At 68.3% G+C, this 26,320-nt stretch carries 26 protein-coding genes, 1 tRNA gene and 1 riboswitch; of the genes, 17 read left to right on the top strand and 10 right to left on the bottom strand.

The features are described from left to right. The first annotated feature begins 2 nt into the window (after positions 1 to 2). Entirely contained in the window at positions 3 to 983 is a 981-nt protein-coding gene (gene secF, locus SGRAN_RS13410) for a protein translocase subunit SecF (protein ID WP_067184413.1), read from the top strand. A gap of 13 nt (positions 984 to 996) precedes the next feature. Here secF and SGRAN_RS13405 read toward each other — a convergent pair whose 3' ends face one another. Both SGRAN_RS13405 and SGRAN_RS13400 read right to left on the bottom strand, forming a co-directional pair. Beyond that, positions 997 to 2,160, bottom strand: coding sequence for a glycosyltransferase (locus SGRAN_RS13405; protein WP_067184411.1), 1,164 nt, complete (start codon positions 2,158 to 2,160; stop codon positions 997 to 999). A gap of 283 nt (positions 2,161 to 2,443) precedes the next feature. After that, positions 2,444 to 3,004 carry a helix-turn-helix domain-containing protein gene (locus SGRAN_RS13400; RefSeq protein ID WP_067184409.1) on the bottom strand — a complete coding sequence of 187 codons (561 nt, stop codon included), beginning with the start codon at positions 3,002 to 3,004 and terminating at the stop codon, positions 2,444 to 2,446. Positions 3,005 to 3,108: 104 nt separating this feature from the next. On the opposite strand from SGRAN_RS13400, the gene SGRAN_RS13395 reads away from it, so the two are divergent. Then, a complete protein-coding gene (locus SGRAN_RS13395) occupies positions 3,109 to 3,591 on the top strand; it encodes a DUF6456 domain-containing protein (protein WP_311879805.1) in 483 nt (160 codons plus the stop codon). 102 nt (positions 3,592 to 3,693) lie between these two features. Here the strand turns inward: SGRAN_RS13395 and SGRAN_RS13390 are convergent, their stop codons facing one another. Next, positions 3,694 to 5,475: an ABC-F family ATP-binding cassette domain-containing protein gene (locus SGRAN_RS13390; protein ID WP_067184406.1), complete on the bottom strand. Its 1,782-nt coding sequence runs from the start codon at positions 5,473 to 5,475 to the stop codon at positions 3,694 to 3,696. Between the two features lie 134 nt (positions 5,476 to 5,609). Between SGRAN_RS13390 and SGRAN_RS13385 the strand changes: the two genes are divergently transcribed. Further along, positions 5,610 to 6,362 (top strand): SIMPL domain-containing protein, encoded by a 753-nt coding sequence (locus SGRAN_RS13385; RefSeq protein WP_237233509.1) that lies wholly within the window; start codon positions 5,610 to 5,612, stop codon positions 6,360 to 6,362. A gap of 206 nt (positions 6,363 to 6,568) precedes the next feature. Here the strand turns inward: SGRAN_RS13385 and SGRAN_RS13380 are convergent, their stop codons facing one another. Beyond that, positions 6,569 to 7,189 (bottom strand): hemerythrin domain-containing protein, encoded by a 621-nt coding sequence (locus SGRAN_RS13380; protein WP_082737259.1) that lies wholly within the window; start codon positions 7,187 to 7,189, stop codon positions 6,569 to 6,571. A gap of 125 nt (positions 7,190 to 7,314) precedes the next feature. After that, positions 7,315 to 7,995: a prolyl hydroxylase family protein gene (locus SGRAN_RS13375; RefSeq protein ID WP_237233508.1), complete on the bottom strand. Its 681-nt coding sequence runs from the start codon at positions 7,993 to 7,995 to the stop codon at positions 7,315 to 7,317. A 102-nt stretch (positions 7,996 to 8,097) separates the two neighbouring features. Here SGRAN_RS13375 and SGRAN_RS13370 point away from each other — a divergent pair. The 4 genes from SGRAN_RS13370 to SGRAN_RS13360 all read left to right on the top strand — a co-directional run bounded on the left by SGRAN_RS13370 (position 8,098) and on the right by SGRAN_RS13360 (position 10,067). Further along, a tRNA-His gene (locus SGRAN_RS13370) sits at positions 8,098 to 8,174 on the top strand. 105 nt (positions 8,175 to 8,279) lie between these two features. After that, on the top strand, positions 8,280 to 8,438 hold the full coding sequence (locus SGRAN_RS22615; protein WP_172709654.1) for a hypothetical protein: 159 nt from the start codon (positions 8,280 to 8,282) through the stop codon (positions 8,436 to 8,438). Positions 8,439 to 8,535: 97 nt separating this feature from the next. Continuing rightward, a complete protein-coding gene (locus tag SGRAN_RS13365) occupies positions 8,536 to 9,585 on the top strand; it encodes a Glu/Leu/Phe/Val family dehydrogenase (RefSeq protein ID WP_067184403.1) in 1,050 nt (349 codons plus the stop codon). A 128-nt stretch (positions 9,586 to 9,713) separates the two neighbouring features. Further along, positions 9,714 to 10,067, top strand: coding sequence for a YbaN family protein (locus SGRAN_RS13360; protein ID WP_067110067.1), 354 nt, complete (start codon positions 9,714 to 9,716; stop codon positions 10,065 to 10,067). Positions 10,068 to 10,103: 36 nt separating this feature from the next. Here SGRAN_RS13360 and SGRAN_RS13355 read toward each other — a convergent pair whose 3' ends face one another. Beyond that, positions 10,104 to 12,707 carry a TonB-dependent receptor plug domain-containing protein gene (locus tag SGRAN_RS13355; RefSeq protein WP_067110071.1) on the bottom strand — a complete coding sequence of 868 codons (2,604 nt, stop codon included), beginning with the start codon at positions 12,705 to 12,707 and terminating at the stop codon, positions 10,104 to 10,106. 283 nt (positions 12,708 to 12,990) lie between these two features. Between SGRAN_RS13355 and ccmC the strand changes: the two genes are divergently transcribed. The 10 genes from ccmC (at position 12,991) to SGRAN_RS13310 (ending at position 21,500) form a co-directional block, all read left to right on the top strand. After that, the gene (gene ccmC / locus SGRAN_RS13350) at positions 12,991 to 13,743 is read left to right on the top strand and encodes a heme ABC transporter permease CcmC (protein WP_067184400.1); all 753 of its coding nucleotides are present in this window, start codon (positions 12,991 to 12,993) and stop codon (positions 13,741 to 13,743) included. Then, positions 13,740 to 13,895, top strand: a complete 156-nt coding sequence (ccmD, locus tag SGRAN_RS21760) for a heme exporter protein CcmD (protein ID WP_082737258.1) — start codon at positions 13,740 to 13,742, stop codon at positions 13,893 to 13,895. Before ccmC ends, ccmD begins: the two co-directional genes overlap by 4 nt. Then, positions 13,892 to 14,329, top strand: coding sequence for a cytochrome c maturation protein CcmE (ccmE, locus tag SGRAN_RS13345; RefSeq protein WP_067184397.1), 438 nt, complete (start codon positions 13,892 to 13,894; stop codon positions 14,327 to 14,329). The genes ccmD and ccmE overlap by 4 nt, the downstream gene beginning before the upstream one ends. A 133-nt stretch (positions 14,330 to 14,462) precedes the next feature. Then, positions 14,463 to 16,430: a heme lyase CcmF/NrfE family subunit gene (locus SGRAN_RS13340; protein ID WP_067184393.1), complete on the top strand. Its 1,968-nt coding sequence runs from the start codon at positions 14,463 to 14,465 to the stop codon at positions 16,428 to 16,430. Continuing rightward, positions 16,427 to 16,957, top strand: a complete 531-nt coding sequence (locus SGRAN_RS13335) for a DsbE family thiol:disulfide interchange protein (RefSeq protein ID WP_067184391.1) — start codon at positions 16,427 to 16,429, stop codon at positions 16,955 to 16,957. The genes SGRAN_RS13340 and SGRAN_RS13335 overlap by 4 nt, the downstream gene beginning before the upstream one ends. Further along, a complete protein-coding gene (locus SGRAN_RS13330; RefSeq protein WP_067184388.1) occupies positions 16,954 to 17,382 on the top strand; it encodes a cytochrome c-type biogenesis protein in 429 nt (142 codons plus the stop codon). Before SGRAN_RS13335 ends, SGRAN_RS13330 begins: the two co-directional genes overlap by 4 nt. Continuing rightward, positions 17,379 to 18,029 (top strand): tetratricopeptide repeat protein, encoded by a 651-nt coding sequence (locus SGRAN_RS13325; protein ID WP_067184386.1) that lies wholly within the window; start codon positions 17,379 to 17,381, stop codon positions 18,027 to 18,029. The genes SGRAN_RS13330 and SGRAN_RS13325 overlap by 4 nt, the downstream gene beginning before the upstream one ends. 75 nt (positions 18,030 to 18,104) lie before the next feature. Next, positions 18,105 to 20,036: a potassium transporter Kup gene (locus SGRAN_RS13320; protein WP_067184384.1), complete on the top strand. Its 1,932-nt coding sequence runs from the start codon at positions 18,105 to 18,107 to the stop codon at positions 20,034 to 20,036. Positions 20,037 to 20,119: 83 nt separating this feature from the next. Next, positions 20,120 to 20,992, top strand: a complete 873-nt coding sequence (locus tag SGRAN_RS22610; RefSeq protein ID WP_172709653.1) for a hypothetical protein — start codon at positions 20,120 to 20,122, stop codon at positions 20,990 to 20,992. Continuing rightward, entirely contained in the window at positions 20,955 to 21,500 is a 546-nt protein-coding gene (locus SGRAN_RS13310) for an AHH domain-containing protein (protein ID WP_172709652.1), read from the top strand. The genes SGRAN_RS22610 and SGRAN_RS13310 overlap by 38 nt, the downstream gene beginning before the upstream one ends. Here the strand turns inward: SGRAN_RS13310 and SGRAN_RS13305 are convergent. From SGRAN_RS13305 to SGRAN_RS13290, 4 genes are all read right to left on the bottom strand, one after another. Then, positions 21,490 to 22,461: an NAD(P)H-dependent flavin oxidoreductase gene (locus SGRAN_RS13305; protein WP_067184376.1), complete on the bottom strand. Its 972-nt coding sequence runs from the start codon at positions 22,459 to 22,461 to the stop codon at positions 21,490 to 21,492. The genes SGRAN_RS13310 and SGRAN_RS13305 overlap by 11 nt on opposite strands. 96 nt (positions 22,462 to 22,557) lie before the next feature. Further along, positions 22,558 to 22,965, bottom strand: coding sequence for an acyl-CoA thioesterase (locus SGRAN_RS13300; protein WP_067187081.1), 408 nt, complete (start codon positions 22,963 to 22,965; stop codon positions 22,558 to 22,560). After that, entirely contained in the window at positions 22,958 to 25,264 is a 2,307-nt protein-coding gene (gene metE / locus SGRAN_RS13295) for a 5-methyltetrahydropteroyltriglutamate--homocysteine S-methyltransferase (RefSeq protein WP_067184375.1), read from the bottom strand. The genes SGRAN_RS13300 and metE overlap by 8 nt, the downstream gene beginning before the upstream one ends. A 116-nt stretch (positions 25,265 to 25,380) precedes the next feature. Further along, a riboswitch (cobalamin riboswitch) is annotated at positions 25,381 to 25,583 on the bottom strand. A 72-nt stretch (positions 25,584 to 25,655) separates the two neighbouring features. After that, on the bottom strand, positions 25,656 to 26,195 hold the full coding sequence (locus SGRAN_RS13290) for a hypothetical protein (RefSeq protein ID WP_067184372.1): 540 nt from the start codon (positions 26,193 to 26,195) through the stop codon (positions 25,656 to 25,658). Positions 26,196 to 26,320 lie beyond the last annotated feature (125 nt).

Here is a 26,320-nt window from a genome sequence, read left to right as displayed (position 1 = left end):
CGATGCGCCTGCTGAAACTCGTCCCCGACGATACGAACATCGACTTTCTGCGCTGGCGGAAGGTCGCCTCGACCATGAGCTTCCTGCTCGTCGTCCTCTCGATCGCGCTCGTCGCGGTGCGCGGGCTGAACCTGGGCGTCGATTTCGTCGGCGGCCAGTCCGTCCGCGTCGATTTCGTGGGCACCATGCCGCCGATCGAGGAGATCCGGAGCGAGGTGGACAAGATCGGCCTCGGCGAACCGACGATCCAGCAGTTCGGTTCGGACAGCGCGGTGTCGATCCGCACGGGATTGCCCGAAGGCGACAAGGAAAGCGCCGACCGTGCCGGCGAACAGTTGGTCGCCGGGATTCACAAGGCTTTCCCCAACGCGAAAACGGGCGCGGTCGAAACCGTTTCGGGCAAGGTATCGGACGAACTGCTGCGAACCGGCGCGATCAGCCTTGCGCTCGCGGTGCTGGGCATCTCCATCTATATCTGGCTGCGTTTCGAGTGGCAGTTCGGCGTCGGGGCGCTCGGCCGCCTGTTCCACGAGGTGTCGCTGACATTCGGCTTCTTTGCGGTGACGCAGTTGCAGTTCGATCTCAACAGCGTCGCGGCGCTGCTGACGATCGTCGGCTATTCGCTCAACGACACGATCGTCGTCTATGACCGGATTCGCGAGAATCTGAAGAAATACCGCAAGATGGAGATCATTCCGCTGCTCAACCTCAGCATCAACGAGACCTTGTCGCGCACGGTGATGACCAGCGTCGCGATGTTCCTGGCGCTGGGCGTGCTGCTCGTCTTCGGGCCGGACGTGATCTTCGGCTTCACCGCCGCGATGCTGCTCGGCGTGTTCGTCGGCACCTATTCGTCGGTGCTGATGTCGACGCCGGTGCTGGTCTGGCTGAAGGTCGGCCCGCATAGCTTCGTGCCGCGCACCTCGGCCGCGACCAGCGGCGCCGAGCGTGTCGCGCGCTCGGACGACGGCGCGGTGGTCTGATACCCGGCGGGGCCTATCGCCCCGCGCAGCGGCGCAGATGGTCGGCGAGTTCACGGCCGTTGCGGTCCCAGTCGAAGCGGCCGGCCAGGCTCGCCGCTACCTCTGCCTGCCCGGGCGGCGCCGCGAGGATCGTGCGCACCGCCGCGGCGATGGCGTCGGGCGTGCGTTCGACGATCCGCCCGGCGGCCGGTGAGGCGACGAGTTCTGCCGCGCCGCCCGCGTCGCTGATCACGATCGGCGTGCCGCAGGCGAGCGCCTCGACCCAGGCATTGGCCAGCCCTTCGCTGACCGAAGGCATCACCACCGCATCGGCGGCGCGATAGAGCGTCGGCAGGTCGGCGTTGGCGACCGGGCCCATCATGTGGACCCGCCCGGCGACGCCGATCCGCTCGGCAAGCGCGCGATAGCGGCCTTCTTCTTCCCCCGCGCCGGCAAGCCAATAGTGCACGCCGGGCAGCATGGGCAGCGCCTCGATCACCAGCGCCTGGCCCTTGCGCGGGATCAGCGCGCCGACGGTGGCGATGACGGGATCGGTCCCGATGCCGAGCGCCGCGCGCGCGGCGGCGCGATCGCCGGGGCGGAAGCGCGCGCCGTCGATGCCGGTGTAATGGATCGCGACCTTGCCGGGATCGATTCCGATCGCCGCCATGTCGCGGCGCATCGATTCGGAGACGGCGAGCAGCCCGGCGGCCCCGTCGGCGGCGGCGAGCAGTTGGGCCTTCGTCGCCGCGGCATGGCCGAAATGGCTGATGTCGGCGCCGCGCGCCTTGACCGAGAAGGGCAGGCCGAGCGCCGCCGCGACCCGCATCGCGGCTGGGCCGTCGGGATAGAAGAATTGCGCGTCGACGACGTCGAACGCCGCGCCGCGCACCGCCGACAGCACCGCGCGCGCCACCAGCGCGGGGTTGAAGCGCGCGCCATGGCGCGGGATCAGCGGGAAGCGCGGACGATGCACGACAAGGCCGTTCCACGTCTCGGTTCGCGGCAGGCTGCGCAGCGCGCGATAGCGCGGGTGGAGCGACAGCGGGAAGGGCGGCAGGCCGACCGGCGCGACGACGGTCAGGGCGATGTCCGGTTGCTGCGCCAGCGCGCGCAGGCTCTTTTCGACGAACAGCCCGAAGTTCGGCCGCGCCGCGTCGGGAAACAGCGTGGCGATCGAGAGGATGCGGAGCGTCACGGCGACGGATAGACGGAATGCGTCATTGCGGGGAGCCGAAGGCGACGCGGCAATCCAGAGCGTGCGCGAACCGCCCTGGATTGCTTCCCCCGGATCGGGTCGGCGTATATATCCTTCAGGCAAGTAAGGGTCTGTGCTCCGGCGAAAGCCGGGGTCCACACGGGGCAGCGCTGTGCCATCTGGACCCCGGCTTTCGCCGGGGAACGGTTACCTGTGGAAAAGGAATAATTGCCGATCGGGTCCGGAGTCGCAAGGGCGAGAGTCTGGCACATGGGAGCGAACCTCACAGCGTGCGGATCAGCCGCACCGCGACCGCAGCCCAGGGCGGATTGCTCACCACCTGCTGCCGCTGCCCGACGCCGAGCGGCAGCAGATGAAGCTTTTCGCCGTCGACGTTGAGCAGGCGGGCGAAGATATAGCGTCCGGCGGGGCGCGGCACGAGCAGGTCGCGGTTGAGCGCAGCCGTCCAGTCGCTTTCGATCCGCCGGCACCAGATTTCGTCGCCCGCGCGATAATCGCCGATCGACGAGGTGACGCGCACGGCGACCATGTCCTCGCCCGGCCGCGCGGTCAGCGCCTGTTCGACCCGCGTCGGCGCCTGCGCGCCGTCGGCGCCGAGCAGCGCGGTGATGGTGAGTTGCGCGTCCTGCGGAAGCCGGACGAGTTCGGCTGCCTCGACGCCGAGCGCTTTCGCGATCCGGTTCATCCAGCCGAGCGAAAGCGTGCGTGTGCCGGTTTCGAGACGGCCGATCGTTTGCGCGGTCGTCGGCGGATCGCATCGCTGCGCGACCTCTTCCAATGTCAGGCCCTTTGCGCGGCGGACGGTGCGGATGCTGTTGATCATGGTGCGGCTCCGATAACCAAATCGGTTTTTTCTTTCCTACAAATATCCAGATGTCAAGCGCGGTTTGGACGCGAATCTTTCCGGACACCCCAAAGGAGAAGCCGATGACCGCACGCCGCCTCGAAACCCGCCTCCATCCCGACGACCGGATCGACCCCGGCAAGACGGGGCCGCAGGTGATGCGGCATGTCACGGTCAATGTCGCCGAAAGCCCGATCGCCTGGCTCGCCGCGCGCGGGTTGCTGACCGCGCCGCAACTGGCCGCGGGCGAACGGCTGCGCGCCGATTATGAGCGCGCGGGGCTGGCGGCGCGGGTGACGATGCGCTGGGATGCGGCGCCGCCCGCGAAGAGCCGCGGCGGCGCGCGCGCATCGGACGCCTCGCTCGCCCGGATCGACGCGCACCGGCGCTTTCACGCGGCGATCGACCATGTCGGGCCGGGGCTCGCCGACATCTGCTGGCGCGTGATCTGCGCGGGCGAGGGGATCGGCGGCGCGGAAAAGGCGCTCGGCTGGCCAGCGCGGTCGGGGAAGCTGGTGCTGGGGCTGGCGCTCGACCGGCTGGCGCGGTTTTACGGGATAGGGTGATTTCGGACGGGGGGCTGCAAGCGAATCTCTCTGACCGTCATCCCGGATCAAGTCCGGGATGATGAAAGAAGGGGATGGCCGCTTACAACCCCCAAGTCGACGTTATCCCAGTGCCTCGACTTCCTCGGCGAGCGTCAGCCAGCGATCCTCCGCCGCCGCCTTTTCGTCGCGCAACATGTCGAGTTTCGTCGTCAGCGCGGTGAAGCGTGCATTTTCGCGCGTGAACAGGCTGCCGTCAGACAGTTCGGTCTCGATTCTTGCCATTTCCGCTTCGATCTCCTCGATGCGGGCCGGCAGGAGGTCGTAGTCGCGCTGGTCTTTGTAACTCAACTTCTTGCGCGCCTGCGGCGGTGGCGGCGGAGCCGCGTCGGCCGTCGCGGCGCGGGCCTTCGCCGCCGTCGGCTTGCTGCGCTTCGCCTCCCAGTCGGCATAGCCGCCCGCGACGATGTCAACCTTGCCCGACCCGTCGAGGCCCAGCGTCACCGTCACCGTGCGGTCGAGGAAATCGCGGTCGTGGCTGACGAGCAGCACCGTCCCCTGATAATCGGCGATCACCTCCTGCAACAGGTCGAGCGTTTCGAGGTCGAGGTCGTTGGTCGGCTCGTCGAGGACGAGCAGGTTCGATTCGCGGGCGAATTCGCGCGCGAGCAGCAGACGCGATCGCTCGCCGCCCGACAGCGCGCCGACGCTCGCTTCGGCGACCGAGGGATCGAAAAGGAAATCCTTCAGATAGCCCTGCACATGCTTGCGCACCCCGCGCACGTCGACCCAGTCGCCGCCGTCGGCGAGGATGTCGCGCACGCTCTTGTCGGGCGAAAGCAGGCTGCGCTGCTGGTCGATGACGATGCCGTCGAGCGTGGGCGCAAGCGTTACCGTGCCTTCGTCGGGCGCGATCTCGCCGGTCAGCAGCTTGAGCAGGGTCGACTTGCCCGCGCCGTTCGCGCCGACGATGCCGATGCGGTCGCCGCGCTGGACGCGGAAGGTGAAATCCCTGATGATCGTGCGGTCGCCGAACGTCTTGGAGATATTCTCCGCGACGATCACCGACTTGGACCGCACGTCGTCGTTGGCGAGGCCCAGCTTGGCGACGCCGGGGCCGCCGATCATCGCGGCGCGCGTCGCACGCATTTCCTTGAGCTTTTCCAGTCGACCCTGGTTGCGCTTGCGCCGCGCGGTGACTCCGCGCTCCAGCCAATGCGCCTCCAGCCGAAGCTTGGAATCCAGCTTTTGCGCGGCGCGGGCTTCCTCGGCAAACACCGCCTCGGTCCATTCGTCGAAACCGCCGAAGCCGATTTCCTTGCGGCGGATGCTGCCGCGGTCGAGCCACAGCGTCTGGCGCGTCAGACGGGTCAGGAAGGTACGGTCGTGGCTGATCGCGACGAAGGCGCCGGTGAAGCGCGACAGCCAGGATTCGAGCCAGTCGATCGCCGCAAGGTCGAGATGGTTCGTCGGCTCGTCGAGCAGCAGCACGTCCGGGTTCTGCGCAAGCGCGCGGGCGATGGCGGCGCGGCGGCGCTCGCCGCCCGAAGCGCTGGCGGCGGCGCGGTCCATATCGATGCCGAGCTGGTCGGCGATCGCCGCGACTTCATGCGCCTCGGGCGCGTGGTCGCCGCCGGTCGCATAGTCCATCAGCGTCGCATGGCCCGTGAAGTCGGGTTCCTGCTCCAGCAGCACGACGTGGGTGCCGGGGACGATGGTGCGCTTGCCCTTGTCGGGTTCGATGTGGCCGGCGAGCAGCTTGAGCAGCGTCGTCTTGCCGGCGCCGTTGCGGCCGATCAGCGCCAGCCGGTCGCGCGCGCCGATATAGATGTCGAGATCCTGGAACAGCCAGCCGGTGCCCTGCACCAGGCCCAGGCCTTCATAAGATAAGATTGGTGCCGCCATGATGAACGGCTCGCTACCGGTCCGTTCAGCCTCATGCAAGCGCCGCGCGGTCAAAGGCCGGAACGGGTTCGCTCCGTCGGCGTTACGGGGGGACGATCATCAGGAACCGGATCTCCGGTGAACAGGAGAATGAAATGACGAAGCAGATGCTCACCGCTATGGCTGCCGGATGGATGCTGGCGGCTGCGGCGCCCGCGATTGCGCAGCAAGGGGCAGGAGGTTCGACGGTGACGACAGCGACGGCGCAGGGACCGATTCTTTCCTTCAGCGTCAACGAAGAGGTGCGGGCGCGTCCCGACCAGGCGACGATCGGCGCCGGTGTCCAGACGACCGCGCCGACCGCGGTCGAGGCGATGCGCACGAATGCGGCGGCGATGGACAAGCTGATCGCGGCGGCGAAGAAGGCCGGGATCAAGGCTGAGGACATTCAGACGAGCGGCATCAACCTGTCGCCGCAATATGACTACAGCAATCGCACCGACGGCCAGCCGCCGCGTTTCCTGGGCTATCAGGTCACGAACAGCGTGCGCGCGACGACGGGGCAGATCGACCGGATCGGCGAACTGCTCGACACGCTCGTCACGGCGGGTGGCACGAATATCGACGGGCCGTGGTTCGCGATGAAGGACCCCGACGCGATGCTGGTCGGCGCGCGCGGCGCGGCGATCAAGGCGGCCGAGGCGAAGGCGGCCGACTATGCGCGGCTCGCGGGTTATCGCGGCGCCGAACTGGTGTCGATCAGCGAAGGCGGCTTTTCGGGCCCGCAGCCGCCGATGCCCTATGCGCGCGGCATGGTGGTGCAGGAGGCCAAGGCGGCGGCGCCGGTCGAGCCGGGACAGGTCGGCAACACGCTGACGCTGAACTTCCAGTATCGGCTGGTGCGGTAAGGCGGCGCGAAGCGAACCCTCCCCTTCGGGGGAGGGTGTCCCTTTTCCGGCAGGGCCCGTTCCCCGGCGAAAGCCGGGGTCCAGAAAGGGTAGCGCTGCCCTGCGTGGACCCCGGCTTTCGCCGCGGGAGCAGACCCGCACTTGCACGCGGATATACGAGGGGAGGGGCGTAGCCGGAAAATCCTGCGCGACGCCACCGCGATGCGTCAGGCCTTGAGCTTGATCTTCGGCTCGATCTTGGCGGCGGCCTTTTCCTCGCGCTTCCGGCGATTGAAGACGCGGCGCATATAGCGGACGTCGGTGGCGTTCAGATGCGCCTCGGCGGCGACGAACTGCTCCTGCTCCTCTTCGCGGATATGGTGGAGATATTCGTCCTTCAGCCCGGCGAACCGCCGCAGCCAGCCGGACGACGCCATGTCGCGGGCGGCGAGGTCGGCGAGCATGTCGTCGATCTCCTTGTGCTCGGCGATCGCGTGGCGCGCGAAGTCGGTGGTCTCGGGATCGCGCAGCACGCTCGACCACAGCGCCTGTTCCTCGGCCGCCGCATGCGCCTTGAGTTCCTTGGTCAGTTCCCGGAACAGCCGCTGGCGGTCGGGCGATTTGCCCTCGGTCTCCTCGATCATCGCCAGCAGCGCGCGGTGGCGGTCGTGATCCTCGACGAGGCGGCCGAATATGTCGGCGTCGCCGCGAAATTTCGTCCGCGGCGTGCTGCCGATGCGCGCCGCCACGTCGGGCGCGACCGCCCGGGCTTTCGCGATCGCCTCGCTCTTGGCCTGCTGTTCCGGTTTGCGTTTCGCCGTGCTGCGGACGGCTGCTCGTGCGGTCATTCCACCCTCCCATCATGGCACCCGCGACGCGGCGCGGGCGAAAGGCTTTCGGCGATTGCCGAACGCTCTTTCAACGCCGGTTCGGGCAAGCGGTTCCGGATCGGGCGGGCCCTGCTGTTCGGCGGTCAGCCCAGTTCCCCGTCCGCCCACGGCCACGGCCGTTCGCGGAACCATTTGGTGATGATATATTTGCGCCCCTTGCGCACCTTCATCCCGTGGTGGAGCGTGTCGGGGTTCGGGGTGCTGTCGGCGCGGACATTGTTCCACGCGAGCAGCTTGCCGGTTTCGGGCTGGTGCAGCTTGCCGGTAGCGAGGAAACGCGTCGCGCCGCCCGCCGCGGGTTCGTTGAGGTAGATCATCAGCGTCCAGCTTCGCTGGCCGGGCACCGCGCAGAAGGTTTCCCAATCGGCGCCGTGCGGATCGAAATAGTCGGTGTGCGCCTTGAATTCCTCGCCGACGTCGTAGCGCTGGCCCTGCAGCGGCTCGCCATATTCGGGCGCAATGCCGGTGAGATCGTGGAGTCGCCGGTTGACCGCGGCGACCAGCGGGTCGCGATGATTGAGGTCGCAGGTCGAACTGGTGCGAAACGCCGTGTCGCCATTGGGGTCGGCGATGGTCGAGGGATGCGCCCCCGCATCGATCCGCTCGACCAGCGCGGCGCAGGTTTCGGCATCCAGGAAATGCGGCAGCATGAACTGCGCAAGCTTCGGGCTCGGCGAGCGCCGGATGCCGGGCACCGCGGCCAGCCGCTCGGCGGTGCGGTCGGCGCCGGAGGTCGCCATGTCGACATGCTCGTTTCCAGCCATGCCGCGGCTTTTACCGGCCGCGGTGCCCGCGAACAATGCTTGACGAACAGCGGTCCCCCGCCTATCGCCGCGCGCTGTCGATGGCGTTACGCCCGGCATGTGGCGATCGTAGCTCAGTTGGTTAGAGCACCGGTTTGTGGTACCGGGGGTCGTGGGTTCAAGTCCCATCGGTCGCCCCAGCTTTTCAAGGACTTAGCTCGAAAAGCACCGGAGGCCTAAGGTTCAAATGAACCCGCTTTCACGGCTGCGGACGAGTGCTCCGGCGGCCGCCGGGGAGACTTCGCATGCACCACAAGCGCGGCAGATCCCGAAACCAGCGGGCCGGTTGCAAGCTTTGCAAGCCGTGGAAGGCCAACGGCATCTCGGCTCTGGCCGATGGCAGTGAAAAGTTCAGCGATCATGCCCGGCGTGTGGCGGCCCGACACGCGATGGCGGATATGTGAGAGACGTCCGCGTCCCGCTCGGACGCAAAACGGCGTGACTTTATACCTCTGTTTCTTTATTACGCGTATGCGTAATTTTTGAATATGAGGTTCTGCCATGTCCGCCGTCTGGGATTTTGCCGATTTCGACGATCATGAACATGTCCATATGTTCCGCGATCGGGCGAGCGGCCTGACGGCGGTCGTTGCGGTGCATTCGACGCATCTCGGCCCCGGTGCTGGCGGGGTGCGATATTGGCGTTATCCCGACAAGGCCGACGCCATCGTCGATGCGCTGCGGCTGTCGCGCGGCATGAGCTACAAGAATGCGATGGCGGGCCTGCCGCTGGGCGGCGGCAAGGGCGTGATCCTGGCCGAGGAAGGGCAGGCGAAGAGCCCCGAACTGCTTGCGGCCTTCGGCCGTGCGGTCGAATCGCTCGGCGGCGCCTATGTCACGGCCGAGGATGTCGGCATGTCGGTCGCCGACATGGTCGAGATCGCGCGCGCGACCCGCCATGTCAGCGGCCTTCCGGCGGCTGGCGACAAGGTGGGCGGCAACCCGAGTCCGCTGACCGCGCTCGGCGTCTATCTGGGCATCAGGGCGGCGATTCGCGAAAAGCTGGGCGTCGACAGCGCCAGCGGCGTGCGCGTCGCGGTGCAGGGCGTCGGCAGCGTCGGCGCCGGGGTCGCGCGGCGGCTGGCGGCCGAGGGCGCGGTGCTGACGCTGGCCGACGTCGACCTCGCCCGCGCGAAGGCGCTTGCCGAGGAACTGGGCGCCGACCTTGCCGATTCGGCGGCGATCATGGAGGTCGAGGCCGACGTGCTGAGCCCCAATGCGCTCGGCGCGATCCTGACCGAGGAGAGCATCGGGAAACTGAAGGTGTCGATCGTCGCGGGCGCCGCGAACAACCAGCTGGCGACCGAGGCCGACGGCCAGCGTCTGCACGATCGCGGCATCGTCTATGCGCCCGACTATGTGATCAACGCCGGCGGCATCATCAACGTCGCGCTCGAATATCTGGGGCAGGGCAGCCATGAGGAAGTCGAGCGCCGCATCGGGCAGATTCCGGGACGGCTCGCGGATATCTGGGCCGAGAGCCGGGCCAGCGGCACCCCTGCGTCGGACGTCGCCGACCGCATGGCGCAGGCGCTGATCGGACGCGGATAGACCAGTGTCGCCCCAGCGAAAGCCGGGGCCGCTTGCAACCGTTCCGCCATGCCGATAGCGACCCCGGCTTTCGCTGGGCGACGATTGCCGGCTGGCGCGGCCTATGATTTCCGCTAAGCCAGCGCGCGATGAAGCGGCATTTCTTTCTTGTCAGCGGCTGGGCTTCGTTGGGCCTCGGGGCGCTGGGCGCCTTCCTGCCGCTGCTGCCGACGGTGCCCTTCGTCATTCTGGCCGCCTTCTGCTTCGCGCGCTCGTCGCCGCGGCTCGAAAGCTGGCTGATCACGCACCCGCGCTTCGGCCATCATATCGTCGCGTGGCGCGAAAAGGGCGCGATCAGCCGCCGGGGCAAGCTCGCCGCGACCGCGGCCTTCGCGTTCAGCATCGTGCTGGCGGCGATCTTTTCGCCATGGCCGTGGGTGATGGCACCGGTGATCGCCGCCGCCGTCACCGGGAGCTGGATATGGACGAGGCCGGAAGCATAGCTCCCGGCCTCGCCGATTTTCCATCCGGCCGCGCGGTCAGAAATCGACCGACACGCGCCCATAGACGAAGCGGCCGCTGAACCCGAACGGCGAGAAGGACGAATAGGGCAGGAAGCTGTTGTTCGCGCCATAATCGACCCCGTTCACCAGCCCGAAGGGCAGGCGGTCGGGATATTCGTCGAGCAGGTTGTTCGCGCCGACCGCAATCTGCACCGGCTGGACCGGGCGGAAGCGGACTTCCAGGTCGACCACCCACTTCGGCGACAGCGTGATGTCGCCCGGCGCGTCGCCCGCCGCGATGCGGATGTCGTCGCGGATCGCGGGATTGTTGAGCGTGACGGGGTTGCCGTCGGCCGCCACGGCCGTCACGCTGTCGGGCAGGAACACCTTGCCGTAGCGATTGGCGTTCAGCGTCATGCCGAACTTGCCGATGTCCCACGTCAGTCCGGCGTTGAACTTGTTGCTCGGCTGACCGTCGGTCAGGCGGAGCGATTCCTGCCGCGCGAACAGGCGCTGCGCGGTGAAGGCGCTGAAGACGCGGCGATCGGTGATCTTGGTGTCGTTCAGATTATATCCGACGTTCAGGCGCAGCGTGCCGAGACCGAAGTCGGGAACGCGATAGCTGCCGACGATGTCGAGACCCTGCGTGCGCGTGTCGACGCCGTTGACGAAGAAGCGCGCCGACGTTCCCGGAACATTGGCGGCCTGCAGAAGCGCCAGGACGTCCGCCCCCGACAGCGTCTCGGTCAGGGTGATGCGGTCCTTGATCTTGATCCGGTAGTAATCGACCGTCACGTTCAGCCCCGGCACCATGTCGAACACCAGGCCGCCGCCGAAGTTGACCGACTTTTCGGGCTTGAGCGGCTGCGCGCCGAGCGCGATCGCGATCGGCGACGAGACGGGGAAGGTGCCGACTTCGACCAGCGTTCCGCCCTGGCTGATCGTCGAGGTGGTCGAGAAATACTGCTGCGCCATGCCCGGGGCACGGAAGCCGGTCGAGACCGATCCGCGCAGGGCGAGGCCGTCGACGGGCTCGAAGCGCGCGGCGAGCTTGCCGTTCACCGTGTCGCCGAAGTCCGAGAAATGCTCGTAGCGGCCGGCAGCCTGCACGTTGAACATATCGCTGAGATCGGCGTCGAGTTCGACATATCCCGCGAAGCTGTCGCGCGACTTGTCGACCGCCGAGCTGGGCATGAAGCCGCCGAACACCTGCGACCCGACACCGGCGCCGTTGGTATAGAAATAGGGGCCGACCGCATAGCTCGCCGGTTCGCCCGCGACGATCTTGTAATTCTCGTTGCGCCACTCGGCGCCAAGCGCCAGCGACGTATCGCCGAAGCCGAGGTCGAGGTCGCGCTGGGCGTCGAAGTTCACCGCCATCTGACCATAGCGCATGCCGCCCGCGTCGAACTTGCGCGGGCTGTGATTGCCGCCGAGCGAGACGTTGACGGTGTTCTCCACGCCATAGTCGAGGCGGTTCGAGCCATAGCCGAACGACAGGTCGAGGTTCCAGCCGCCCGCCATGCCGCGCAGCCCGCCGGTGAAGGCGATGTCGCGGATTTCGCTGGTGATATAGGGCAGATAGCCGTCGGCGTAGATCGGCGCGCCGCCATTGTCCCAGTCGGCGTTGCGCGGGTCGAGCGCGCGGCGATAGAAGCCCGCGCCATTGCCGTCGCGCACGCCATAGCTGCCGAAGCTGTAGAGCTCCCAATCGGCGCCCACGTCCATGCCGGCGTTATAGAAGAAGTTCATGTCCTTCGATTCGCCGTCGCCGAAACGGTGCCAGTAACGGTCGATCGTCACTTCGCGCGGATCGCCGGCCGCCGCATAGTTGCGGCGCAGGTCGGCGCCCGAACGGTTCGTCGGCGAGCGGTCCTTATATTCGGCGGTGAAGTTCAGATAGCCGCTGTCGCCGACCGGCAGGCCGATGTTGGTCGCCATGGTATAGGTTTCGCCGTCGCGGCGCTTGCGGTCCTTGCCGGTGAAGCTGATCGCCGGATTGTCCGACGCGCCGGTGGTCGGCAGCACGTTCGCGACCTGCTCCACATCCTCCATCGTCGTGATATATTTGCCGTAGCTGATCTGCGCGCGGCCGCCGACGCTCTTCTTGAGCTGGACGTTGATGACGCCTGCGATCGCGTCGGAGCCATATTGCGAGGCGGCGCCGTCGCGCAGCACCTCGATCCGCTCGATCGCGAGCGGCGGAATCGTGTTCATGTCGACACCCGCCGAACCGCGGCCGACCGAGCCGTTGAGGTTGAGCAGCGACGACAGGTGGCGGCGCTTGCCGTTGACCAGCACGAGCACCTGGTCGGGCGCGAGGCCGCGCAGCGTCGCCGGGCGCAGCGAATCGGTGCCGTCGGTCAGCGACGGCTGCGGGAAGTTGAACGAAGGGACGAGCTGGCCCAGCAGCCGGTTGGTTTCGGTCGAACCGCTGTTCTGGAGCGAATCGCTCGAAATGACGTCGATCGGCACCGTGCTGTCGGCGATGGTGCGGTCGGTGCGGCGTGTGCCGGTGACGATGATCGTCGCGCTGTCGGCGGCTTCGTCGGCCCCCTCTTGCGCGAAGCCGGGCGTGGTCCAGCCGCCCGCGACGAGCGCGGCGGCGAGGGCGAAGGTGGAGAGCTGAGTGGTACGCATGGTTTTCCCCTGTCGTTGCGGGTCCGTCGGGCCCGATCCGCTGCCAGATTGGGAGGGAGGCGGGCGGTTTCCACCCATGGTTTGAAGAATCCGGCTGATTTTCCGTGCTTTTGTCGAAATTGTTGCAAATTTGACACAGATGGCCCGCGCCTCGATCTTCATGGCCGGACCGGAACGGCTCCGGCGCGGCAGCGAAAGCGGGCGCGCCGGCCGGGCAAATCGGCGGCGGCCGCCACCTACAGGCTGGACCGGCGTTGCCGGCTCGCCTAAGGCTTCGCGCGCCATGCACGCCTATGCCAATCCGACCCGTTTTCTGGCGATCGCGCGTCCGCTGACGCCGTGGCTGCTGGGGCTCGGCACCGCATTGCTGCTTGCCGGTGCCTGGGCCGGGCTGGCGGTGGTCCCCGGCGAGGCGAAGCAGGGCGAGACCGCGCGGATTCTCTATGTCCATGTCCCCGCCGCATGGCTCGGCATGGGGGGGTGGACCGCGCTCGCGGTCAGCGGGCTCGTGCAGCTCGTCTGGCGCCACCCGCTCGCGGGGATCGCGGCGCGCGCCATAGCGGTGCCGGGGATGCTGTTCACCGCGCTCTGCCTCGCGACCGGATCGATCTGGGGCAAGCCGACGTGGGGAACCTGGTGGGAATGGGACGGGCGGATGACCTCGATGCTCGTCCTCCTCTTTCTCTATGCGGGCTTCATCGCGCTGACGATGGGCGATGCCGGTGGGAATGGGGGGCAGCGGCAGGGCGGATCGCTGTCGCGCGGCGCCGCCGTCTATGCGCTGGTCGGGGCGATCAACATCCCGATCATCAACCGCAGCGTCGTGTGGTGGAACAGCCTGCACCAGGGACCGAGCATCACGGTGCGCGGATCGAGCATCGACGGCGCGCTGCTGTGGCCGCTGGGCTTGACCTTGCTGGGATTTTCGTTCCTGTTCGGGGCGATCGTGCTGATGCGGATGCGGCGGATCATCGCCGACAACCGCGTCGCGGCACGACTGCGGCGGCTCGCCGACGACGAAGGGAGCGGGGTGTGACCGGTGTCATCAGCGGAAGCGGCCAATGGGCCTATGTCGTCGCGGCCTATGCACTGACCGCTCTGCTGATCGCGGCGGTGCTGGGACATAGCTGGCGCGCGATGCGCAAGGCCGAACGCCGCAGCGACGCGCTACGCAGGGATCGGGCATGAAAGCGAAGCATCAACGATTGATCCTGGCGCTGGTCGCGCTGGTCGGCGTCGCCGGGGCCGGGGTGCTCGCCGCGAGCGCGCTGCGCGACGAGGCGGCCTATTTCCGCACGCCGACGGAAGTTGCGGCGGGCGCCGCCGCCACAGGCGAGGCGATGCGGCTCGGCGGCATGGTCGCGTCGGGCAGCCTCCAGCGGCAGCCCGATGGGCTGACGATCCGCTTCGTCGCCACCGATGGCGAAGCGTCGGTGCCGGTCGAATATAAGGGTATCGTCCCCGACCTGTTCGCCGAGGATTCGGGGATGATCGCCGACGGCCGGATGCGCGCCGACGGCGTCTTCGTCGCCGACCGCATCCTCGCCAAGCATGACGAGCGCTACGTCCCGCCGCAAATGAGCCACCCGCCCAAGACCGGGAAAGCGGCGCCGACGGCATGAGGGCCTCTCGAATCCCGTCATTGCGAGCGAAGCGAAGCAATCTCCCGCATGCGGCCTGCCATGGCGATGGCGGAAGATTGCTTCGTCGCTGCACTCCTCGCAATGACGAGCTTCGGATAGGCGGGCCTGCGCGATGATCGCCGAACTCGGCCTGGCCCTGTTGTGGATCGCGGCGGCGCTGGCCTGCCTGTCGCTGGTCGCGGCGATCGTCTATCTGCGCAGCGGCAAGGGCGAACTCGCGGCGCTGGTGCGCCCGGCCAGCGTCGCGCAGGGTGCGCTGACCGCCGCGGCCTTCGGCGTGCTGATCGCCCTGTTCGTGCGGTCCGACATGTCGGTCGAACTGGTCGCGCGCAACAGCCACAGCCTGAAACCGATGCTGTTCAAGGTCGCGGGCGCGTGGGGCAATCACGAAGGGTCGATGTTGCTGTGGCTGACGATCCTCGGCCTGTCGGGCGCGCTCGTCGCGCTGTTCGAGAAGCGGCTGCGCGAGGATACGCTGATCGCGACGCTCGCGGCGCAGGCGGCGCTCAGCCTCGGCTTCTTCGCCTTCCTGCTGTTTTCGTCGAACCCGTTCAAGCGGCTCCCGATCGCGCCGCCCGATGGGCAGGGGCTCAATCCGCTGCTCCAGGACCCCGGCCTCGCCTTCCACCCGCCGACGCTTTACATCGGCTATGTCGGCCTGTCGGTCGCGTTCAGCTTCGCGGTCGGCGCGCTGGTGACGCGCGAGATCGGGCCCGCCTTCGCGCGCGCGATGCGGCCGTGGGTGCTGGGGAGCTGGATCTTCCTGACGCTGGGGATCACCGCGGGCAGCTATTGGGCCTATTACGAACTCGGCTGGGGCGGCTGGTGGTTCTGGGACCCGGTCGAGAATGTGTCGCTGATCCCGTGGCTCGCGGGCGCGGCGCTGCTCCATTCGGTCAGCGTCACCGCGACGCGCAACGCGCTGCGCGCCTGGACGGTGATGCTCGCGGTGATCGCCTTCTCCATGTCGATGGTCGGCACCTTCATCGTGCGCTCCGGCCTGCTCACCAGCGTCCACAGCTTCGCGGTCGATCCCGAACGCGGCACCTTCCTGCTCGTGCTGATGGCGCTCTACATCGGCGGCGCGCTGACGCTTTTCGCCTTTCGCGCTGGGGCGGTCGCCGAAGGCAAGAAATTCGCGCTGCTCAGCCGTGAAGGCTCGCTCGTCATCAACAATCTGCTGCTCACCACCATCCTCGCGCTGGTGCTGCTCGGCACGCTCTACCCGATCGTCGCAGAGGCGATGGGGGAGAAGATTTCGATCGGGCCGCCCTATTACAATCGCGTCGCCGGGCCGCTGGCGCTGATCCTCTGCCTCGTCATGGTGGCGGGGCCGCTGCTCAACTGGCGCCGCGACGACGGTCGGAAGCTGTGGTCGCGATTGCCCGCCGCGGTGCTGGCCGGGGCGGCGGTGCTGTTCGGGCTCGTCCTGTTCGGCGGCCATGTCGGCGTGCTGCCGCTGCTCGGGATGACGGTCGCGGCGGTCGTCGGCGTGGCGAGCCTCGCCCCGCTGTGGGGCCGCAATCTGCGCCGCACGCCATTGCCGACCTGGGGAATGGTGATCGCGCATTTCGGCGTCGCGGTCGCGCTGGCGGGAATGGCCGCCGAAAGCGCCTTCATCAAGGAACGGCTCGTCGCGGCGGCGCCGGGCGAGACGGTCAGGGTCGGCGATTTCGCGGTGAAATTCGTCGGCGTACAGCCGGTCGCCGGGCCGAATTACACCGCGATCGAGGGCACGCTCGTCGCCACGACGTCTGCGGGCGACAGCTTCACGCTGCGCCCGGCGGCGCGGACCTTCCCCGGGCTGATGGGCACGCCGCCGACCGAGACGAACGAGGCGGCGTTGCTGACGCGGCCGGGGGGGCAGCTTTATGCGGTGCTGGGGCAACCGGTGACCGATGCCGACGGCCGCACCGACCGCTATCAGCTTCGGCTGTGGTGGAAACCGCTGGTGTGGTGGATATGGCTGGGCGGAGGGCTGATCGCCGTCGGCGGGACGCTGGCGCTGCTCGGCCGCGCGCAGTTGCTCGCGCTATGGCGCGCCCGGCGCGCGCGCAGGAAACAGGAGCGGTTCGCATGAGGTCGCGCTGGGTGCTGTTCGTTCCGCTGGCGATCATGGGGCTGCTGTTCGGCGCCTTCGTCTATCGGCTGGTGACGCCCAACGACACGCTGATCCGGTCGCAGTGGATCGACAAGCCGATGCCGCTGTTCGACCTGCCGCCTGCGACCGCGGGGGTCGAGGGGCTGAAGAGCAGCCAGCTCGCCGACGGCCGGCCGCGGCTGGTCAACATCTTCGCAAGCTGGTGCATCCCCTGCCGCGCCGAGGCGCCCCAGCTCGAAGCGCTGAAGGCGGCCGGGGTGCCGATCGACGGCATCGCGATCCGCGACCGGCCGGAGGATGTCGCGGCCTTCCTGCGCGAGAATGGCAATCCGTTCGACCGCATCGGCGCCGACATGCAGAGCAGCGTCCAGATCGCGCTCGGATCGTCGGGGGTGCCCGAAACCTTCCTGATCGACGGCAAGGGCATCATCCGTGAGCAGATTCAGGGCGTGATCCTCGCCGAGAATGTGCCCGAGATCGTCGCCAGGCTGGAGGCGATGAAATGAGCGCGCGTCTGCTGTTGCTGCTGGCGGCGCTTTTCGCGTTCCCCGCCATGGCGCAGGACCGCCTGCCGCCCGCGCCCTACGCCTATCAGCAACTCGCCGACCCCGCGCAGGAGGCGCAGGCGAAGGCGCTGATGGAAACGCTGCGCTGCCTCGTCTGCCAGGGCCAGTCGATCGCCGACAGCGACGCGCCGCTGGCCGGCGACATGCGGCACGAAGTGCGCAGCAAGATCGCCGCGGGCGAAAGCCCCGACGCGATCCGCACCTGGCTGATCGCGCGCTACGGCAATTGGGTCAGCTACGACCCGCCCTTCGATGCTGCGACCGCGCTGCTGTGGCTGGGGCCGCTGCTGTTCCTCGCGCTCGGCGGCTGGCTAGCCTTCGGCCGTTTCCGTCGCGGTGCGGATGAAGAGGGGGGCGAGGCGTGATCTGGCTGTGGCTCCTGCTCGTCGCGGCGGTGACGGCCGGGGGAATCGTCTGGTTCGGTCGGGTGCCCGCCGCGGCGCGGCCGCTCGCGGCGGCGGCGGTGATGCTGGGGCTCGCGGGCTATGCGTTGCAGGGCAGTCCGGCGCTGCCGGGCAAGCCGGTGGCGGCGCCCGAGGAGCCCGAGGGCTTCGGCGAGGCGATCACCGACCGGCGGCAGGGGATGGCCGACCGCTTCGGCCCCGCGGCGCAGTGGCTCGCGATGTCGGACGGCTTCGCGCGCACCGGCAAGACCGCGCTGGCGGCGCAGACGCTCGAGAAGGGGCTGCAGAAATATCCCGACAATGTCGACCTGTGGGTCGGGCTGGGCAACGCGCTGGTCGCGCATGGCGGCGGGATGATGTCGCCCGCCGCCGCGCTCGCCTTCGACGAGGCGGCGAAGCGCGATCCGACCCACCCGGCGCCGCCCTTCTTCGCGGGGCTCGCGATGGCGCAGAGCGGCGACCTGCGCGGGGCCGAGGCGGTGTGGAGCGGGCTTCTCGCCCGCTCGCCGGCCGATGCGCCCTGGCGCGCCGACCTCGAAATGCGGCTGGACCAGCTGCGCCGCGCGATGGGGCCGGAGCTGCCGTCCGAAGCCGGGAACGGGCCGTGATTTCGATGCTATTCGACCGCAACGGGCTCGTCTAAAGGCGGCGGCATGACTGCTGAGTCGCAACAGGCGGCGGGGATGACCGGCATGGCCGTCGACGGAGACGCCGGTGCCGGCCACGCGCCGCACGGGCACGCCGGCGACGGCCGGATTAAGCTGGCCGTCGGCGCGATCGGCGTCGTTTTCGGCGACATCGGCACCAGCCCGCTCTACGCGTTTCGCGAAACCTTCGCCGGGCATCATTCGATCGACGCCGACCGGCTGCACATCTATGGCGTGCTCAGCCTGGTCTTCTGGTCGATGATGCTGGTCGTCACCTTCAAATATGTGCTGACGATCATGAAGGCCGACAACAAGGGCGAGGGCGGCAGCCTCGCGCTGCTGGCGCTGATCAGCCGCTCGTCGGGCGAGGCGCGCTGGACCTGGCCGATCGTGCTGCTGGGGGTGTTCGCGACCGCGCTCTTCTATGGCGACAGCATGATCACCCCCGCCATGTCGGTGCTCTCGGCGACCGAGGGGCTGAGCTATGTCAACGAGGGGTTCGAGCCTTATATCGTGCCGATCGCGCTGGCGATCCTGATCGGCATCTTCGCGCTGCAATCGCGCGGGACGGCAAAGGTCGGGGCGCTGTTCGGCCCGATCATGCTCGCCTATTTCCTGATGCTCGCAGTGCTGGGCGTGACGCATATCGTCGATCATCCGTCGATCATCCTGCACACGATCAACCCGATCAACGCGCTGAAATTCTTCTATTACGACGGGTTCACCGCCTTCATCGCGCTCGGCGCGGTCGTCCTCGCGGTGACGGGGGCGGAGGCGCTCTATGCCGACATGGGGCATTTTGGGCGCGCGCCGATCGGCCTGTCGTGGCTCTGCTTTGTGCTGCCGGCGCTGATGCTCAACTATATGGGGCAGGGCGCGATGGTGCTCGAGGCCGACCTGGGACAGCGGCTCGGGCTGATCCAGGATCCCTTCTTCCTGATGATGCCCGAAGGCTGGCGCATTCCGGTGGTGATGCTGGCGATCGCGGCCACGATCATCGCCAGCCAGGCGGTGATCTCCGGCGCCTTCTCCCTGACCCAGCAGGCGATCCAACTCGGTTTCATCCCGCGCCTGCGCGTCGAACATACCAGCGCCTCTGCGGCGGGGCAGATCTATATCCCGGTCGTGAACTGGTTCCTGATGACGATGGTCATCATCCTCGTCCTCTTCTTCGGATCGTCGAGCAATCTCGCCGCGGCCTATGGCATCGCGGTGACCGGCGCGATGTTCATCGACACCTGTCTGATGTGCGTCGTGCTGTTCATGCTGTGGAAGTGGCCGGCGTGGAAGGCGGTGCCGCTGCTCGTGCTGTTCTTCGTCGTCGACATCGCCTATTTCGCCGCCAACCTGATCAAGGTTCCCGACGGCGGCTGGGTGCCGCTGGCGATCGGCCTCAGCATCTTCACCATGCTCACCACCTGGTCGCGCGGGCGTAAGCTGATGCAGCAGCGGATGGCCGAAGGCGCGATGCCGATCCCGGTGTTCGTGAAGTCGGCCGCCGACAGCGCGACGCGCGTCCCTGGCACCGCGGTGTTCATGACCTCCACCGCCGACGGGGTGCCGCACGCGCTGCTCCACAACCTCAAGCACAACAAGGTGCTGCACGAACGGATCATCCTGCTGACGGTCAAGATCGCCGATGTCCCCTTCGTGAAGGAGGAGAATTCCTGCCTGCTCGAGGATCTGGGCAAGGGTTTCCACCGGCTGGTGCTGAACTATGGCTTCATGCAGCCCGTCGACGTGCCCGCGGCGCTGAAGCGCGTCACCAGTTGCGGCGGCGAGTTCCGGATGATCGAGACCAGCTTCTTCCTGTCGCGCCAGACGCTGATCGCGGCGAGCAAGCCCGGCATGCCGATCTGGCGCGAGAAACTGTTCGCGTGGATGCTGCGCAATTCGGAAAGCGCGATGGAATATTTCCGCCTGCCGACCAACCGCGTCGTCGAACTGGGCAGCCAGGTCGCGATTTGATCACCTGCCGCGCGGCGGCGGATTAACTTGTCGACAGGATCGCAATTAGCATTTGATCAAGGGCGCCCGTCCTGCGATGCCCGGTGCGATCGACGAAGGCCGGCGCGGCGATGGATGGCGACGACAACAGCAATGAAGGGACGAGGGGGCTGGTTTCGGCTGGCCCTTTTGCGCTGATCGTCGCGCAGGGTTTCGGACGCCGGTCGCCGGCCGAGGTCGAGCGCGCGCTGCGTCACATGGGCCTGCGGCCGGAGGGCGTCGCGGCGGACGGGCAAGGCGGGCTGCTGGCGACGGACCCCGATTCGCCGACATTCCACCTGCGGCTCGGCGCGACGGACCTGGTCGCCGGACCGGCGGGCTCGGCGGCGCTCGACCTTGCCGATCCCGATGCGCCGGCGACGAGCCAGCTCGCGGCAGGGCTGCCGCCCGACTGGCGCGGGGCGGGGCGATGCTGGGCGTTCGTCGCGGCCGGCGGCGCGACCCCATCCGCCGGGGGCGGTCAGGCCACGCGCATGCGCGAACTGTTCAAGACGCTGGTGCTGTTGATCGATCTGTTCGATGCCAGCCACATCTTCTGGTCCCCCGCGCGGCTGTGGTCCGACGCCCCGCAGTTCCGCGCCGCGGTTGCCGAGATGCTGACGAGCGGCATGCCGCCCGTCCTCCACCTCGTCGCCTTTCGCCGGCACGAAACGGCGGGCGGTGCGCATGTCGGGACGCGCGGGCTCGCCGCCTTTGCCGGGCAGGAACTCACCGCCGCGATCCCGGCCGGCTGGACGGTGGCGGACATGGTGCGGCGGCTGGCGCGCCTCGCGCTCGACATCATGGTCAACGGCCCGATCCTCGAAACGCAGCGGGCGCGCGGGCTGCAACAAGGCGAATGGGTCGATCTGTCGCCGCGCCTCGATGCCGATCGGGGGCATGCGGTGGTGGACGTCGCCTTCGACCGCGGCGGCTGAGGCCGCGTTGCGGTGCGATTCGCGGCGATGGCGCGGGGCGCCGCCGCCGCGGCCCGGTTTCCAGCGCCATCACCTGCTGCCCGTCCTGCTGCTCCGCCGCCCGCAGATGGCGGCGATGTTCGACTGCCTGCGCGCCGAGGGCTTCCTGCTCCAGCGCTTCGACCTCAACGGCCTGATGCTGCCGGCAAGCGAGGGCGGCGCACTGTCGTCGGGCCACGCGCTGCATCGCGGGCCGCACCCCGGCTATAGCGACGTGATGGTCGCGCGGGTCGAGCGTATCCGCGCCCATTTCGCCGCGCAGGCGCCCGGCGACCCGATCGCGGCGCGGCGGACCGCGGTGATGCGGCTGCGACTGTTGCAGGATACCGCGCGGCGCGCGCTGACCGACCGGCATGGTGCCGGCTTCTGGCTCAACCGGCGCGATCCGATGCGGATTTTCGCCGATCGCCCCTATCTGGACGACGCGATCGGGCGGCTGTTCGGCGGCTGCGGCGCGCTCAGCCGATGACCTTGCCCTGCAGTTCGCGCCACGCCTCGCGATATTGATCGGTCAGTTCGGCGACGAAATCGGCGGCGGGACGCACCGCGCGCACCGACCCGATTCCCTGGCCGGACCCCCAGATGTCCTTCCACGCCTTGACCTTGGTATTGCCGCCCGAACCGAAGTTCATCGTCTTGAGGTCGCCCTTCGGCAATGCATCGGGGTCGAGCCCGGCGTTGACGATCGAGCCGCGCAGATAATTGCCGTGGACGCCGGTGAACAGGTCCGAATAGACGATGTCGGCGGCGCGCCCCTCGACGATCCCGGCCTTGTATCCGGCGTCCGCATTCGCCTCGGCGCAGGCGATGAAGGCGCTGCCGATATAGGCGAGATCGGCGCCGCAGGCCTGCGCGGCGAGGATCGAGCGGCCGTGCGCGATCGCGCCCGACAGCGCGACCGGCCCGTCGAACCATTCGCGGATTTCCTGCACCAGCGCGAAGGGCGACTGGGTGCCGGCGTGGCCGCCCGCGCCGGCCGCAACGGGGATCAGGCCGTCGGCGCCCTTTTCGACCGCCTTGCGCGCGAAGCGGTCGTCGATGACGTCGTGAAGCGTGATGCCGCCCCAGTTATGGACCGCCTGGTTGAGTTCCTCGCGCGCGCCGAGCGAGGTGATGGTGATCGGCACCTTCCACTTCTCGCAGGTCGCGATATCGGCCTCGAGCCGGTCGTTCGAGCGATGGACGATCTGGTTGACCGCGAACGGCGCCGAGGGATGGTCGGGATTCTCGCGATCCCATGCCGCCAGTTCCTCGGTGATGCGGTGGAGCCATTCGTCGAGCAGCGTCTGCGGGCGCGCGTTGAGCGCCGGGAAGCTGCCGACGATCCCCGCCTTGCACTGCGCGATGACGAGGTCGGGGCCCGAGACGATGAACAGCGGCGAACCGATGACGGGCAGGCGAAGGCGGTCGAAAATCGCGGGAAGGGCCATGGGCGTCGCTCTCCGAATAGAGGTTTCGGCTGACCTTAACGTAAACGGAAGGCTGCGCAAGGGGGATCGCGGCCGCCCGCCGCAAGCGCGAGCCGGTCAGGACGGCGGGGGACCGGCGGCCGGGCGGCCGAGCGCGCGCGGGCGCCGGTCGGGGCCGACCGCGACGAAGATGAAGACCGCCTGCGTCACCTTGTGCCCGTCCTCGGCATGGCGGTCGCGCGCCCAGGCCTCGACCTCGACATGCATGGAGGTCCGGCCGACCTTCACCAGCCGGCCGAAGACCGACACCTCGTCGCCGACGAACACGGGGCGGTGGAAGGCCATGCCCTCCACCGAGACCGTGACCGCCCGACCGCGCGCGTGGAGCGACGCGACCGAAGACGCGGCCAGGTCCATCTGCGCCATCAGCCAGCCGCCGAAGATATCGCCATAGACATTGGCGTTGGCGGGCATCGCGGTGACGCGGATCGTGGGCTGGCCCGCGGGCATGGTTTCGTCAGGCATCATAGGCCTCCCGAATCCGCATCCGCTGCGCCGCGGCGACCATCGAGACGAGGGCCGGTCGCACCTCGTCCCACTTGCGCGTCTTGAGCCCGCAATCGGGATTCACCCAGATACGATCGGACGGCAGGTGCCGTCCGGCGAGGGTCAGCAGGTCGGTCATCTCGCGCTCGGCCGGAATGCGCGGCGAATGGATGTCATAGACGCCGGGACCGATCTCGTTCGGATAGGCATAGCTTGCGAAGGCCCCGAGCAGTTCCATCTGCGACCGCGCGGTTTCGATCGAGATGACGTCGGCGTCCATCGCGCCGATCGCGGGAAGGATGTCGTTGAATTCCGAATAGCACATGTGGGTGTGGATCTGCGTGTCGTCGCGCACGCCAGAGGCCGCGATGCGAAAGCATTCGACCGCCCAGCCCAGATAATGCGGCCATTCGCCGCGGCGCAGCGGCAGCCCCTCGCGCAGCGCCGCCTCGTCGATCTGGACGATCGCGGCGCCCGCGGCCTCAAGGTCCAGCACCTCGTCGCGGATCGCCAGCGCAATCTGGCGGCAGCTCGCTTCGCGCGGCTGGTCGTCGCGGACGAACGACCAGTTGAGGATCGTCACCGGCCCGGTGAGCATGCCCTTCACCGGCCGGTCGGTCTGATCCTGGGCATAGCGCCACCAGTCGACCGTCATCGGCCGCGGACGCGACACGTCGCCATAGAGGATCGGCGGCCGCACGCAGCGCGAGCCATAGCTCTGCACCCAGCCGCTGCGGGTGAAGGCGAATCCGGCAAGCCGTTCGCCGAAATATTGCACCATGTCGTTGCGCTCGAACTCGCCGTGGACGAGGACGTCGAGGCCGATCTCCTCCTGCCACTTGATCGCGGCGCGGGTTTCGACCTTCAGATAGCGGTCATAGGCCGCATCGTCGATTTCGCCCCGGATATGCGCGGCGCGCGCCTTGCGGACCTCCGCCGTCTGGGGGAAGGAGCCGATCGTCGTGGTCGGATAGCGGGGAAGCGGAAGGCGCCGGCGCTGCGCCTCGCGGCGCGCGGCGAAGGGCGCGGCCCGGCGCGCGGCGTCCGTGTCGAGCGCGGCAAGGCGGGCGGCGACGGCGGGATCGTGGATGCGGGGCGAGGTCGCGCGGGCGACCGCGGCCATCCGCGACGCCGAAAAGGCGGCGAAGGCGGCATCCTCGCCTTCGTTCAGCGCCTTGGTGAGCGCGGCGAGTTCCTCGATCTTTTGCGCCGCGAAAGCCAGCCATTGCGCGATTTCGGGATCGAGCGCGGTTTCGAGCGCCAGATCGACCGGAACGTGGAGCAGCGAACAGGACGGCGCGAGGATCAGGTCGCGCGTCGCCGCCAGCTCCTTGAGCCGCCAGTAAAGGTCGGAAAGGTTGGCGCGCCAGATGTTGCGGCCGTCGACGACGCCGAGCGACAGCAGGACGTGCGGCCGCACCTTGTCGAGTGCCGGGCCGAGCTGTTCGGGCGCGCGGACGAGGTCGAGGTGGAGACCGTGGACGGGCAGTTCGGCGGCGAGATCGAGATTGTCGCCGAGACCGCCGAAATAGGGGGTGAGCATCAGGCGCGGCCCCGCCGTCGCCAGCCGCGCATAGGCGCGCTCGAACGCGGCGCGCTGCGCGTCGTCGAGATCGAGGACGAGGCAGGGCTCGTCGATCTGCACCCAGTCGGCGCCCTGTTTCGCCAGCCGCGCGAGGATCTCGGCATAGGTGTCGAGCAGCGCGGGAAGCAGGGCGAGCGGTTCGACCGCCTTGCCCTTGGCGAGCATCAGGTAGCTGACCGGGCCGAGCAGCACCGGGCGCGTCTGATACCCCAGCGCCTTCGCTTCGTCATATTCGTCGAAAATCTTGGTCGAGGCGATGCGGAAGGTCTGGCCGGCGGTGAGTTCGGGGACGAGGAAATGATAGTTGGTGTCGAACCATTTGGTCATCTCCTGCGCCGTCGTATCGGCGGCGTGGCCGCACCCGGCGTGCGCCGGATCGCCCTGTGCGCCGCGCGCCATCGCGAAATAGAGATCGGTATCGACCGTCTCGCCGTCCCAGTCGTAGCGCGCGGGGACGGCGCCGATCAGCGCCGAGGTATCGAGCACATGGTCATAGAGCGAAAAATCGTTCGACGGCAGGATGTCGGCCCCCAGCGCCTTCTGCCGCGCCCAATGGGCGACGCGCAGGCCGGCCGCCGCGGCGTGCAGGTCGGCGAGGGTCGATTTGCCCGACCAGTAGGATTCGAGCGCGACCTTGAGTTCGCGGCGAAGGCCGATGCGGGGAAAGCCTAAAGTGGCGACGCTGACAGTCATTTCGAGCACCTTGCAGGGGGCAAGGGCGACGGACAGACGCGAACGCACGATATCCCGCGTCCGCAGGGCAAGGGTCGGACGCAGCCATGCATGCGGCCTGACCGGGCACCCCGCCGGAGGACGTATCTGACGAGGCAGGTCTCCTGGCTCGCGGGTCGCCGCAGCGGTCTGGCCTTCCCGGTTCCTTGCCGAACCAGTGGCATGATCGACCGCCGCTCGCCGCTTACAGTTGCGGGGGCAGCGCCGGTTTCGCACCGGCTTCCCATCTTCGCTCCGCCCCGGATGCCCGGCGCGAAGAACCTCGACAGCATGAAGAATAGGCGCCGCGGCAATCCTGTCAAGCGCTATATAAAGAAATCTTTATATGTGTTGGCTGGTGATTGGCCCTATCCTAAAAGGCGGTCGCCAGCAGCGCGGCGGTGGCGGCCGCGATCGCCAGCAGGAGCGCGATCTTCGGACCGTGCGAGGCGAGAATATGGGTTCGCCGGCGATCGAAGGGCGGCCCTTCGACCTCATGAGAAAGCTCGGTTTCGGGCCGCGTGCGCGCCGCGAAGGCGGGCGGCGATGCGAGGGCGGGGCCGCTGATCCCGCTGGCGAGCGCCAGCTTTTCGAACGCCACCGCCATCTTCTCGCGGTCGAGGTGCCGGTCGATCGCCTCGCGCTCGGGGTCGGGATCGGGCGGCGGCGGCAGGCTTGCGACCCTGCGCTCGATTTCGCGGTCGAGCGCGTGGAGGCGATCGATCGCCTCGACGATCCGCCGCCGGTCGCTGCTGGCGAGCGCCAGTTCGAGACGGGTCAGCGACAGCGCGCTTGCGCGGCAATATTGCAGGCTCCAGAACAGGTCGCTGCTTCCCCCGACGGCGGGGAGCGGCCCGGCGGGAGCGACGGGCGCGCTCGGGCCGCTGGCGGACGAGGCCTGGGATGCGTTCACGGGTCCTTCTCCTTCGCCGCCCCCCGGCTGCGCGCATCGGCTTAGGACCAAATGCGCGCGCCGCGAAACGCCGATCGGGCCAGTCGTGACCGGGATGCGGCGGACGGGAGAGGGAAGGGGTGCGA

It is taken from the genome of Sphingopyxis granuli (assembly GCF_001559015.1).
Lineage (GTDB): Bacteria > Pseudomonadota > Alphaproteobacteria > Sphingomonadales > Sphingomonadaceae > Sphingopyxis > Sphingopyxis granuli.
This window is presented reverse-complemented; position numbering and strand designations above follow the sequence as displayed.